This is a genomic window from Mycobacterium gordonae (genome assembly GCF_017086405.1).
In the GTDB taxonomy this organism is placed as follows: domain Bacteria; phylum Actinomycetota; class Actinomycetes; order Mycobacteriales; family Mycobacteriaceae; genus Mycobacterium; species Mycobacterium gordonae_D.
Genome location: NZ_CP070973.1, coordinates 2,591,373 through 2,604,211, shown reverse-complemented (window position 1 = coordinate 2,604,211; position 12,839 = coordinate 2,591,373). Strand labels below are relative to the sequence as shown.

General features: G+C 69.0%; 5 protein-coding genes. 1 reads left to right on the top strand and 4 read right to left on the bottom strand.

All coding sequences use genetic code 11. From position 1 onward, the window contains the following. Positions 1 to 9: 9 nt before the first annotated feature. Together JX552_RS11115 and JX552_RS11110 are read right to left on the bottom strand one after the other, a co-directional pair. Positions 10 to 1,536 carry a class I adenylate-forming enzyme family protein gene (locus JX552_RS11115; protein ID WP_205877474.1) on the bottom strand — a complete coding sequence of 509 codons (1,527 nt, stop codon included), beginning with the start codon at positions 1,534 to 1,536 and terminating at the stop codon, positions 10 to 12. Between the two features lie 53 nt (positions 1,537 to 1,589). Further along, positions 1,590 to 1,997 carry a nitroreductase family deazaflavin-dependent oxidoreductase gene (locus tag JX552_RS11110; RefSeq protein ID WP_205877473.1) on the bottom strand — a complete coding sequence of 136 codons (408 nt, stop codon included), beginning with the start codon at positions 1,995 to 1,997 and terminating at the stop codon, positions 1,590 to 1,592. 100 nt (positions 1,998 to 2,097) lie between these two features. Here JX552_RS11110 and JX552_RS11105 point away from each other — a divergent pair, with 100 nt between their 5' ends. Further along, positions 2,098 to 2,919, top strand: coding sequence for a thioesterase family protein (locus JX552_RS11105; protein ID WP_205877472.1), 822 nt, complete (start codon positions 2,098 to 2,100; stop codon positions 2,917 to 2,919). A 14-nt stretch (positions 2,920 to 2,933) separates the two neighbouring features. Here JX552_RS11105 and JX552_RS32235 read toward each other — a convergent pair whose 3' ends face one another. After that, positions 2,934 to 8,000 (bottom strand): PPE domain-containing protein, encoded by a 5,067-nt coding sequence (locus JX552_RS32235; protein WP_241011121.1) that lies wholly within the window; start codon positions 7,998 to 8,000, stop codon positions 2,934 to 2,936. A gap of 26 nt (positions 8,001 to 8,026) precedes the next feature. Next, positions 8,027 to 11,803, bottom strand: a complete 3,777-nt coding sequence (locus tag JX552_RS11090) for a hypothetical protein (protein ID WP_431195980.1) — start codon at positions 11,801 to 11,803, stop codon at positions 8,027 to 8,029. Positions 11,804 to 12,839 lie beyond the last annotated feature (1,036 nt).

Genomic DNA, 12,839 nt, shown 5'->3' with positions numbered 1-12,839 from the left:
GGTGGCGCGTCAGCGCAGTGCGGAACCCCACTGAACCTGTTCGCGGAGCTTGGCTTTGAGCAGCTTCCCACCCGCATTGCGCGGCAACGGCGTCGTCACTACCGAGACGTACTGCGGCACTTTGTAATCCGCGAGTTGCTCGCTGCAGTGTTCGAGTACCGCCGGCACGTCGACCTGCTCCCCGACGAGCACTGCGCCGACCTTCTCCCCCATGACGTCGTCCGGCACCGCAAGCACACAGGCGTCGACGACATTCGGAGCGGCCAGCAACGCCGCTTCGACCTCGACGCTGGAGATGTTTTCACCGCCGCGGTTGATGATGTCCTTGAGCCGGTCGACGATGTGCACCCGTCCGGCGTCGTCGACGCGGACCACGTCGCCGGTGTGCAGCCAGCCGTCCACGATGGTGTTCGCAGTGGCTTCCGGCCGGTTCCAGTAGCCGGCGGTGATGTTGGCGCCCCTGCACACCAATTCGCCGACCAGCTGACCGTGTTGATTGGGGATGACGCCGAGGTCCACCGAGGGTGCCGCGTATCCGACCGAGTCGGCATGCTCGATGGCCTCGGCGTCGGGCAGCACGGTCATTAGCGATGCGGTCTCCGTCATGCCGTAGCCGTTGAACACCGTGGCTTGCGGGAACGCGTTCTTGACGACCCGGACGAGTGACGGCGCGATGGGTGCGCCGCCGTAACCGACCCAGCGCACCCCGGACACATCCGCGGCGGCGAAACCCTGTCGGCGTAGCAGCAACGCGTAGATCGCCGGAACGGTGACCATCACGGAGATACGCTCGGCGGTCAAGGTGGCCACCAAGGCGTCGAGGTCGAGAGCAGGCATGATCACGGCCGCCCCACCCAGCCGGGCGGCCGCCAGAAGCTGAGAATTGCAACCGGTCACATGGAACAAGGGCACCGAGATGAGCGTGCGCAGCTCCGTACCGATGTCACGAGGCTGATTAAGACACCGGATTCCGTTCTCGGTGTTGGTCACGAATGCTTCGTGGGTGGTGGGCACGCCCTTGGGATGCCCGGTGGTTCCTGACGTATAGAACAGCGCGGCAACGTCTTTCGGACCGAGTTGGTCGGTGACGTACGGCCGGCCGTCCGGCAGCGGGGTGTCGGCGGCGAGGTCGACATGCGCCCCGGCGTCGGCCAGCACGAAGTCGACTTCCGGTTGCGCCGAGCGCGTGTTGACGGCCACTGCAATGCCTCCGGCCATCACCGTGCCCCAGAAGGCGAGCACCCAGTCAATGCCCGCGGGATAGCGCACCGCCACCCGGTCACCGGCCCGCAGCCCGTCGGCGCGCAGGCCGCCGGCAACGCGCGACGCGCGGTCCCAGAGTTGGCGGTAGGTGAGCCGGTCCGCGCCCAGTTCGACCACCGCTTCGCTGTCCGGGTGAGCGGTGACCTGCTCGGCGAGCATGTCGAGCAGGGTGGCCGGGATGTCGTCGTAGTGAGGGACGCGGTGGTCGTCGACGTGGAGGCCGGTGCGCGGGAATGGGTTGCCACTGCGCGAAATCTGCACTACGTCAGGCATGCGCGTCCCCTACTACTGTTGTCTACCGACACACGGTAGGGGCTCCAGTCGCGTCAGGCCAGCGCGAACTCGGCGTAGCTGTCGACGTCGAAGGCATGCAACACCCGGCGCCGGTCAGCGGGCAGCAGTGGCTCGGCGGTGGACGCGTCGACGATCTGCGGCCGCACCACGTGGTAGGTCTGACCCTTGCACTTGATCGTCGCGGACCCGGCGGCACGCACGTTGCGCAGCCAGTCGACGTCCGACCCGTAAGGCAGGGGCACCACGAAGCCGTCGGGAATCGGGACGGCGACGACCGGGGTGGCGTAGTGCCTTCCCGATTTGCGGCCGATGTGGGAGATGGTGGACGCGTACCAGTAGCGGCGGCCGGCCAGGGGCATCATCGCCGGATTGAGCAGGTGCTTGTTGAAGTGTCGGACCGCGTCTCGAACCCGCGGTTTGGCGTAGGTGGTCATACTCATCGAGGCTGCCCGGGCGGGGACCCTCGGTACAGAGGCATTGGTCCATTACGGGTGAGGACTTCCGCCGGTGGCCACACCGGGCTGTCCTATCGTCGTAGCGGTGACCTTCGAGGAGCCTGCCGCGTTTTTCACCGTCGACGGCGATTCTTACCTGCCCGGACCGATGACGAGGGGACCGTGGGGCGCCGCGATGGGCGGCCAGATCGTCGGGGGGCTGTTGGGTTGGGGAATCGAGCAGTCCGGCTTGGACCCGGAATTTCAGCCCGCCCGGCTGACGGTGGACCTCTTGCGGCCCGCTCTGCAGGAGCCGGTGCAGATACGGACGTCGGTGCAGCGGGAAGGCCGGCGCATCAGACTCGTCGACGGCGCACTGGTGCAGAACGGACGCACGGTCGCGCGCGCCAGCGCGCTGTTCCTGCGGCGAGGTGAGCACCCCGACGGCGAGGTGTGGTCGGACTCGGTGCAGATGCCGCCGCTCCCATCGGATACTGCGGGCTTCCCCGCTGACATGCCGTTTCTCATCTGGGGCTACGGGGCCACGACGGAGGGCAGCCCCGGTATCGCGGCGGGTGAGTGGGAGCAGACGCACTCCCGCAAGTTCGCCTGGACCAGGCTGTTCCGGCCGATGGTGCGGGGATATCCCTTGACACCGTTTACCCGCCTGGCCTTCGTCGGTGACGTGACGAGCTCGCTGACCCATTGGGGCACCGGCGGGTTGCGCTATATCAATGCCGACTACACCGTCACCGCGAGCCGGCTGCCGGACGGGGAGTATGTGGGGCTGGCGGCCCAGAGTCATTACGGCTCAGCCGGAGTCGCGACCGGGAGCGCCACCTTGTTCGACCGGCATGGCCCGTTGGGCACCAGTTCGGCGCTGGCACTGGGCCAGCCTGCCGATGCGTTTCAGCCGTTGCACACCTGAGTGGACCTGGCTGTTCAGAACGGCCAGAGCGGGATGTCGAAACTCGCGATCGTGTTGCTTGGCAGGTGGATTCGCGGCATGGCCAACGCGGGAGTTGTCATGCTGCCCAACCCGATCGAGGGGATTGTGAACGACGGCGTGGTCAGCGGCGGCGTGCTGATCTGCGGCAACGTGAAACTGCCCAACCCGATCGAGGGGATTGTGAACGACGGCGTGGTCAGCGGCGGCGTGCTGACTTGCGGCAACGTGAAACTGCCCAACCCGATCGAGGGAATCGTGAACGAGGGCGTCGTGAGCGGCGGCGTGCTGATCTGCGGGAGGGTGAAGCCGCCGACGCCGATCGAGGGGATCGTGAACGGCACGGAGGTGGCCGCGGGGATGTTGACCTGCGGAAGCGTGAATCCTCCCACTCCGACGGGATCAATGGTGAACGCCGGGGTGGTGATCGGCGGTGTGGTGATCTGCGGGAGCGTGAAGCCGCCGGTGCTGATCGAATCGATCGTGAGCGCCGGAGTCGTGAATTCCGGAATGCTGATCCGCGGCAGGGTGAAGCCGGCGACGCCGATCGGGTCGATCGTCAGGGCCGGAATCATGATCGTGGGCGTGGCGATCTCCGGGAGGGTGAACGCCGCAACGCTGATGGGCGGGATGGTGATGCTGGGCGTGGCAAGGTCGGGGAGGCTGAACCCGTTGATCGTGAACGACGGGATCGTCACGCCGATACCGCCGATGGTGCCGGGACCGACGCGGGCGTAGGCAGGAAGTCCGCCGGTACCCGAATTCTGTTGGACTCCACCACCGATCTGAGGGTAGAGGCCGATGACGGTTGTTTGGAAATTGATGAGATTGTTGGGGATGAATATCACGAGATCGTTCGTGACGAACTCCGGCAACGTGATCGTCACGCTGCCGATGTTGATGTTGGGTGTCGTGAATGTGCCGGTGCCGATATGCCCGATCGGTATCGATGGGATGGTCAGGGCGGGCAGGTTGAATCCGCCCACCGCGGTGCCGGCGGGGATGGTGATCGGTGGGATGAGAACCGATGGAATGGACAGCGGGGGCAGGTCGAACGCGCCCAGCGTGATGCCGGCGGGGATGGTGATCCGCGGAATCGACAACGACGGGATACCCAGTTGCGGCAGGTCGAACGCCCCGACCGTGGTGCCCGCGCCGATCGTGATCGAGGGAATGGACAGCGACGGGATGGCTAGCGGCGGCAGGTCGAACGCTCCCACGCCGATATCCGCAGGAGTGGTGAACGCTGGAATCGATACCGGCGGCAGTGTGATCGGTGGCAGGCCGAACCCACCCACGGTGATCCCCGCCGGGGTGGTCGAGGCCGGAATCGTCAACGACGGCAGGGTGATCGGTGGCAGGCCGAACCCGCCCACGGTGATCCCCGCCGGGGTGGTCGAGGCCGGAATCGACAGCGAGGGCACCGTGATCGGTGGCAGATCGAAACCCCCCACCGTGATCCCCGCCGGGGTGGTCGAGGCCGGAATCGACAACGACGGGAAGGTGATCGGCGGCAGACCCGCCCCGGGCACCGAGATCGCCGGGATCTCCAAGGGCGGCAACAACAGATCCGGGGTGTTGATCGCAATGTGCAAGCTCCGCGGGGGTGCCCCAGTGTGGAACGCGCCGATGTTGAAATCGTTGGTGTTGAACAGGCCTTGGTTCATGTTCCCGGCGTTGAATGCGCCGGTGTTGTAGCTGCCGGTGTTGAAGCTGCCGGTGTTGGCTGAGCCCGGGTTGGCGATGCCGGTGTTGGCGTTGCCGGTATTAAGGATCCCGACATTGCCGATCCCCACGTCGAACACGCCCGAATTCCATGACCCGGCGTTGAACAGTCCCGTGTTCCCCACTCCGGTGTTGCCGATCCCGAAGTTCCCCGACCCCGAATTGAACAACCCCACATTGCCGGTACCCGAATTGAACAGACCGAGATTGCCGCTACCAGAATTCAACCCACCAACACTGAACGACTCCACCCCACCAGCAGCACCCACCGTGACATAAGTGCCCCCAAAGCCGACCTGCCGCACACCACTTAGGCCAAACCCCATGTTGTAACTACCGGTGTTACCCAACCCGACATTGTGCGCCCCGGCATTGCCCGCACCAACGTTGAAGTCACCCAGGTTCCCCACACCCACGTTGACACTGCCGATATTGCCCAACCCGACATTGCCGGCCCCCACATTGGCCAACACCCGGTCAAGTCCCCGGCTCAACGACTCCGGCGACATCGCGGTGTTCACATAGCCGGACACCACACTACCCAGACTCACCACCCCCGAGGCACCCGTATCACCCCCCAGCCCAACCACATTCGAGTTCAACCACCCCGACAACCCCGACCCGTAATTCCCGAAACCCGAATTACCCCCAGCACCAGAGTTGAAAAATCCCGACGACGGCGCACTGCTGGTATTGAAATACCCCGGCCCACCCGGGATCGCCACCTCAGCGATGACCGCACTCGGCACGTGAATACTCGGCACCGTCAACCCCGGAGTCCCAAACGCCCCCAACCCAATCGAGGGAATCGTAAACACCGGCGTCGTCAACGCCGGCGTCGCAATCTGCGGCAACTCAAACCCACCCAACCCGATCGGGTCAATCGACAGTGGTGCAGTCGTGATCGGCGGAGTGGTAATTGCCGGCAGGTTGAAGCCACCCAGGCCGACGGGATCGAGGATGATCGGCGGCGTCGTGATCGGCGGGATGCTGAGCTGCGGCAGCACAAATCCATCTGCCGCAATCGAATCGATGGTGATCGGCGGGGTCGTGATCGGCGGGGTGACAATCCGCGGCAGCGTGAACGCGCCCACCCGGATCGGGTCGATCGTGATCGGCGGCGTGCTGATCGGGGGCGTGACAATCTGCGGCAGCGTGAAGTCCGCCGCCCTGATCGGGTCGATCGTGATCGCTTGCGTCGTGAAGGCCGGGGTCTTGATCTCCGGCAGCGTGAACCCGCCGACGCTGATGGGCGGCACGGTGATGGGGGGCGTGGTCAGCGGGGGGAGGTTGAACCCGCCGATCGTCAGCGAGGGAATGTTGACCCCGATACCGCTGATGGTGGCCGGGCCCAGGATGATCCAGGCGGGGGGTCCGCCCGAGTTCGGACTGCTGCCCGGGGTGGTGACTCCCCCGCCGAACTGAGGCCAGACATTTGTGTTGCCCGTGGTCAGCCAGAACACGTTGTTGGGAATGAACAACACCAGTGGTATCGGTGCTGAGGCAGGCAGCGTGACGGAAATGTTCGAGAGGTTCAATGGCGGCGTTGTGAAGCTGCCGACGGGGATGCTGCCGATGGTGATCGAGGGGATGGTCAGCTGGGGCAGGTTGAACGCGCCCAGCGTGATGCCGCCCGGGATGGTGATGGGCGGAATAGCGAGCGAGGGGATCGTCAGCCGCGGTAAATCGAACGCCCCCAACTCGATACCCGGAAGCGCGATCGACGGAACGTCGATCGCCGGAATGCTCAACTGAGGCAGATCGAAGCCGCCGAGACTGATGCCCTCGGATATCGTCAGCGACGGGATGGAGATCGGCGGGATGCTCAGCGAAGGCAGGCCAAAAGCGCCGACCGCGATTCCCGGGGGTGTGGTGATCGCCGGAGTGGTGATCGACGGAATGGTCAGCCGGGGCAGATTGAAGGCGCCCACGTTGATGCCTGCGGGAACCGTGAACGACGGAATCGTCAACGGCGGCACCGTGATCGGCGGCAGATCGAAGCCGCTGACCATGATCCCGGCCGGAGTGGTCGAGGCAGGAATACCCAACGACGGCATGGTGATCGGCGGCAGACCGAACCCACTCACCATGATGCCCGACGGGGTGGTCGACGCCGGAATCGACAAAGACGGCACCGTGATTGGCGGCAGGCCGAAAGCAGGTACCGAGATCGACGGGATCTCCAGCGGCGGCAAGGTCAGATCCGGTGTAATGATCGGAACATGGAAGCTGCCCTGGCCGACGCCGGTCTGGAGCATCCCGGTGTTCCACGAGCCGGTGTTGAACAGCCCGTTGTTCATGTTCCCGAGGTTGAACGCCCCGGTATTGACATTGCCGCTGTTGAACCAACCCGTATTGGTGTTGCCCGGGTTGAATCCGCCGGTGTTCCATGAACCCGTGTTGAGGCTGCCGACGTTGAACGTCCCGGCGTTGAACAATCCGGTGTTACCCAGCCCCGAGTTGCCGATTCCGAAGTTGCCCTCACCGGAGTTGAAGAATCCGAGATTTCCGGTGCAGGAGTTGAACAACCCCACGTTGCCGCTGCCGGAATTCAGTCCACCGAGAACGAAGCCCGAGCTGCCGATACTGATGTACGTGTTGCCAAAACCGATCCGGTTGTCACCGGTCAGCCCGAAACCGAAATTGCGGTTGCCCGTGTTTCCGAAACCGATGTTGCGGTCACCGGCATTGCCGGCGCCGATGTTGAAACTACCCAGGTTCCCGAACCCGACGTTGGCAGAACCGACATTGCCGGCACCCACGTTGATCGCGTCAAGACCGGGGACGGCCGGCGCGGGTGCCGATTCGGTCAAGCCCGACAATCCGGCCAGATTCCGCAGCGGCTGGGTGAAAGGCGAAAGCGCGGAGATGATTTGGGATGCCCCGCCGTGGTAGCCGAACATCGCGGCCACGTCCTGGGCCCACATCAGTTCGTACTCGGTTTCGGTCGCGGCGATGCCATGTGCGTTCTGCCCGAACAGGTTTGACGCCACGAGGGACCGCAGCTGAGCGCGGTTGGCGGCGATGATGGCCGGGTCGACCGTGGCCGCCAGCGTCGCCTCGAAGACTGCCGCGGCCATTCTCGCTTGACTTGCCGCCTGCTCAGCCTGCGCGCCTGCCGCGCCCAGCCATCCCGCATAGTCGGTGGCCACTCTCGCCATAGCCATCGACGCCGGACCCTGCCATCCGCCACCGGCCAGCCCGGAAGTCACCGAGCCGAACGATGCCGCCGCCGAGGCCAGCTCCGCGGACAGTCCTTCCCAGGCCGCCGCCGCCTCCAGCAGCGGGACCGGCCCCGCGCCCGAAAGGAGCCGGGCGGAGTTGATCTCGGGGGGAATACGAAGAAGTTCATCTGGTCAACTCCTCAGAGCCCCTGCTTACCGGGGGTGCCCGGGCTGCCGGGTCCGCCGGAGCTGCCGTTCACGCCGAGCGGGGAACCGCCGAGCCCCCCACCGCCGCCGGAGCCACCGGAGGCGCCGCCGGAACCCGGGAAGTTGGTGCCGTTGCCGCCGCTGCCGCCATTGCCGGCATTACCGCCCTTACCCCCGGTGCCGCCGACCCCGATACCGGTTGCGTTGCCAGCGTTACCGCCTTCGTTACCGTTGCCGCCCTGGCCGCCGTTTCCTCCGGTCGAGCCGGCTCCGCCGGTGCCGCCGGTGCCGCCCGTACCACCGACGCCGCCGTCGCCGCCGTTGCCGACGCCGTCTGCGTTGCCGCCGGTGCCGGCCCGCTGACCGAGTCCACCGTTGCCGCCGTTTCCACCCTTGCCGTTTCCAACGCCGCCGTCGCCCCCGGTGCCACCCGTTCCTCCGGTGCCGCTTGCACCGCCGTTGCCGCCACCGGTCGCGTTGCCACCGCCGCCGGAACCACCACCCGTGCCGCCGTCGCCGCCGTCAGCGGCGTCACCGCCGAAGTTTCCAGTAGCCGAGCCGCCCTTGCCTCCGGTGCCACCGGTCCCACCGGCGCCGCCCACACCCGCGTTGCCTCCGCCGATGGCATTGCCGCCGACGCCTCCGTTTCCACCCATGCCGCCGGTGCCACCGTTGGTCGCGCCGAACTGGCCGGCGCTGTCGGTGCCGATGCCACCGGTGCCGCCCTGGCCTCCGACGCCGCCGGCGCCACCGGTGCCACCGTCGATCGCCACGCCTCCCTTGCCGCCAATACCGCCAACACCACCGGGGCCACTGGTCAGATTCGTCGCGTTGCCGCCGGTGCCGCCCTGACCGCCCGTGCCACCCACGCCGCCGTTTCCGCCACCGATCCCGCCGATACCCGCGCCGCCGGCGCCTCCGTTTCCGCCGTTTCCGCCGGTACCGGCCGGAACGAGCGGAATGGCGTTGTCAAAGCCAGCCGCTCCGATCCCGCCGTTGCCACCCCTGCCGCCCGTTCCGCCGGTTCCGTTGGCACCGGCGGAACCCAGCGTGCCGGCCCCGGTTCCAGCGGCCCCGCCGACACCCGCGGCGCCACCGGCGCCGCCGTCGCCAGCGTTACCGCCGGAGTAGTACACAACGTTGGAGCCCACAACGTCGGCGCCGAAGCTACCGCCGCCGTGCCCACCGACGCCGCCGTCACCGCCTCGACCGCCGACTCCGCCGTTGCCGTTCGCGCCGCCCGCACGGCTGCTGCCGCCGTTACCTCCGGTACCGCCGGTGCCGCCGGCGCCGGCCGGCATGCCGGGGTCTCCTTTTCCGAAGTTCGGAAATACGTATGAAGTCCCGGTCGCACCGTCGCCGCCGGTCCCGCCATTGCCACCGGTGCCGCCGTTGCCCGCGGCGCCACCGAAGAAGCCGCCGAGGTTGTTGCCACCGTTGCCACCGGCGCCGCCTTTGCCTCCCGACGTGCTGAAACTCGTCGTCTGGCCGCCCAGGCCACCGGTTCCACCGGAACCGCCGTTGCCGCCGGTTCCATTGGCGCCGTTGCTGCCGCCGGTGCCGCCGGTGCCGACGGCACCGCCGAAGCCGGCATCGCCACCGTCCCCACCTCGTCCGCCCGGGGTTCCCAGCACTCCCCCTGAAGCGTTGCCGGCATCCCCTCCTCTACCTCCAACGCCGCCATTGCCACCCTGGCCGCCGCTGCCGTTGGCTCCGGTGGCCAGGCTGTTGCCACCCGCGCCGCCGGTGCCGCCCTGACCGCCGTTCCCGCCGGCCTTGCCAGGCTGGTTGACTCCATCGTTCGAGCCGCTGCCTCCCGCGCCGCCGGTGCCGCCGTCGCCACCGCTACCTGCGGACCCGCCGCCGAAGCCCAGGACGTTGCTGCCGCCGGCCCCGCCGGCTCCGCCCTTACCGCCGTCCATGCCTCGGATCGTGTCGCCGACGCCGCCGGTGCCACCCTTGCCGCCGTTGCCGGCGATGCCGTTACCGCCGTTGCCGCCGCCGTTGCCGCCGGTCCCGGCGGCGCCGCCGACGCCGGAGTCGCCGCCGGCTCCGCCGTTGGCCCCGGGCAGCCCGGCCTGAACGGATCCGTCGCCGCCGTTGCCGCCCGTGCCACCGTTTCCGCCGTTGCCGCCCTTGCCGCCCAAGCCGTTGACGCCGCCGACGGTGGCGTTGCCGCCCGCGCCGCCGGTACCACCGGCGCCACCGAGACCGCCGTCGTATCCGGGCTGGTTGACGACGCCGCTCGGGCCGGTGCCGCCCGCACCGCCGTTACCGCCGATACCGCCCGCGCCGCCGCCTCCGCCGCCGAACCCGCCAACCGAGTCGCCCCCGCGGCCGCCGGTACCGCCGACGCCGCCGTTCGTGCCACCAAGCGGGTTCGTTGAGCCCGCGGCGCCGTTGCCACCGGTGCCGCCGGCGCCGCCCACACCGTTGAGCCCGTTGGCGCCGCCGGTGCCGCCGGTGCCCACCGCGCCGCCGGTGCCGGCTGCGCCGCCGTCACCGCCGTTGCCGCCGTTGGAGGCATTCTGGCCGGAGGTCGTACCCGCATTGCCGCCTGCGCCGCCGGCGCCGCCGTTACCGCCGCTGCCGCCGTTGCCGTTGATTCCCCCGACAGCGCTGTTGTTGCCGCCAGCACCCCCGGTGCCTCCGGCGCCGCCCGTCCCGCCGGTGAAGCCTGCCTGGTTGAGGCCGCCGTGGGCACCGCTGCCGCCGGTACCGCCCGAACCGCCGGTACCGCCGGCACCGCCCGAACCGCCGCCGAAGCCGCCGCTGTTGGCTCCGCCGACGCCGCCATCGCCGCCGGGGCCGCCGTTGGTGCCGCCAGAGGGGTTGGTGACGCCTGCTGCGCCCCTGCCGCCGGTGCCGCCGTTGCCGCCCGCGCCGTTGGCACCGCCGACAGCAAGGTTTTGACCGCCGGCGCCGCCCTTGCCGCCGTCGCCGCCGGTTCCGCCGGTGCCCCCGTTCTGGTTCAGCAAACCGGTGCTCCCGGCTCCACCGAGGCCACCGGTGCCGCCGGTACCGCCGGAGCCAGCGGTACCGCCGCCGAAGCCTCCGCTGTTGGCACCACCGGCACCACCGGCACCACCCTGGCCGCCGCTGCCACCCTTGGCCGGGCCGCTCACCGTCTGGCCGCCCGCACCGCCGATGCCGCCAGCCCCGCCAGTGCCGCCGGCGCCATTGAGGCCATTGCTGCCGCCCTTGCCGCCGGTGCCTGCTGCGCCGCCGGTACCGGCACTACCACCGTCGCCGCCGACGCCGCCGTTCGCACCGTTCTGCCCGACACCGGTGCCACCCGCGCCACCCTTGCCGCCGCTGCCGCCGCTGCCGCCGCTGCCGCCGTCGTTACCCGCCGATCCGGTGCCGCCGAAGCCACCCTGACCGCCTCTGCCACCCTTGCCGCCGTTGCCGCCGCTGCCGTTGACGCCGCCCGCGGTGGTGCTGCCGCCCTGTCCGCCCTGGCCGCCTTCGCCGCCCCCGCCACCGCCGCCGCCCATGCCGCCGATATTGCCGGGGACACCGTTGATGCCGGTGCCGCCAATGCTGCCGTTCCCGCCACCGCCGCCGTCGCCGCCGACGCCGGCGGTACCGACGGATCCGCCGCTGCCTCCTGAACCTGTGACACCTCCGGCGCCGGCGGCGCCGCCGACGCCGCCCGTGCCGCCCTTGCCGCCGGTACCGCTGAAGCCGACACCGTTGCCGCCGTCGCCGCCAGTGCCGCCCTTACCACCGGTGCCGCCGGTGCCGCCGTCGCCGTTAGTGCCGCCCACGCCGCTGCTGCCGCCGGAGCCACCCTTACCGCCGGCGCCGCCGGCGTGTCCCTGGTCGCCCTGGTTGCCGGCGCTGCCGGCGGTACCTAGGCCGCCGTCACCACCATTGCCGCCCTGTCCGCCCTTGCCGCCGCTGCCGAAGTTCCCGGTGCCGCCGCCGCTGCTGCCTCCGCTGCCGCTGGCGCCACCCGCCCCGGCGTCGCCGCCGGCGCCGCCCTGCCCGCCCTCGCCACCGTCGACTGCCAAGCCCAGTCCGGTGCCGCCCTGGCCACCCTGCCCACCCTCGCCGCCGTCGCCGCCGACGCCCCCGACGCCGTTGTTGCCGCCCGTGCCGCTGTTACCGCCCGCGGCGCCCTTGCCACCGGCGCCGCCGGCGTGTCCGAGGAAGCCTTTGCCGCCGGGGTCGCCGGTGGTCCCGATGTCGCCGTTACCGCCGGTGCCACCCGCACCGCCCTTGCCGCCCTTGCCGAAGTTCCCGACGCCGCCGCCGTTGCTGCCTCCGCTGCCGCTGGCGCCACCCGCCCCGGCGTTGCCGCCGGCGCCGCCGTCGCCGCCCTTACCGCCGTCGACGCCATAGCCGACGCCGGTGCCACCCTTGCCCCCGATACCGCCGTCGCCGCCGCTGCCGCCGGCGCCACCGGCTCCATTGGTGCCGCCGGCGACGGTGCTGCCACCCGCGCCGCCCTTGCCGCCGGCGCCACCGGCGAAGCCTGTTCCGCCACTGCCTCCGGCGTTGGGGCCGTTGCTGCCCACGTCACCGTTGCCACCGTTGCCGCCGGCACCGCCGGCACCACCGGGGCGTTTCCCCCCAACGCCGAGCAGACCGTTCGGAAATGGACCTGCATCAGCAAACGCTGGCGGATGCATCACGGCCGGCCTACGAAGATCAGATGAATTTAATTACGATAAACTGCAACGACGTCAATGTAAAGTGGCTTTACAAGCACCAGCTGGGTGGACAGTAAGGTGTCCCGATGACCAATAGTAAACAATAACTTCACCATTTTTGCGCTTTTCTACGGATCAACAAACGGGT

What these genes read in the sequence shown, in the direction of transcription:
- JX552_RS11110 (WP_205877473.1), bottom strand. Translation starts at nt 1,997, where the DNA reads ATGAGTATGACCACCTACGCCAAACCGCGGGTTCGAGACGCGGTCCGA.
- JX552_RS11115 (WP_205877474.1), bottom strand. Translation starts at nt 1,536, where the DNA reads ATGCCTGACGTAGTGCAGATTTCGCGCAGTGGCAACCCATTCCCGCGC.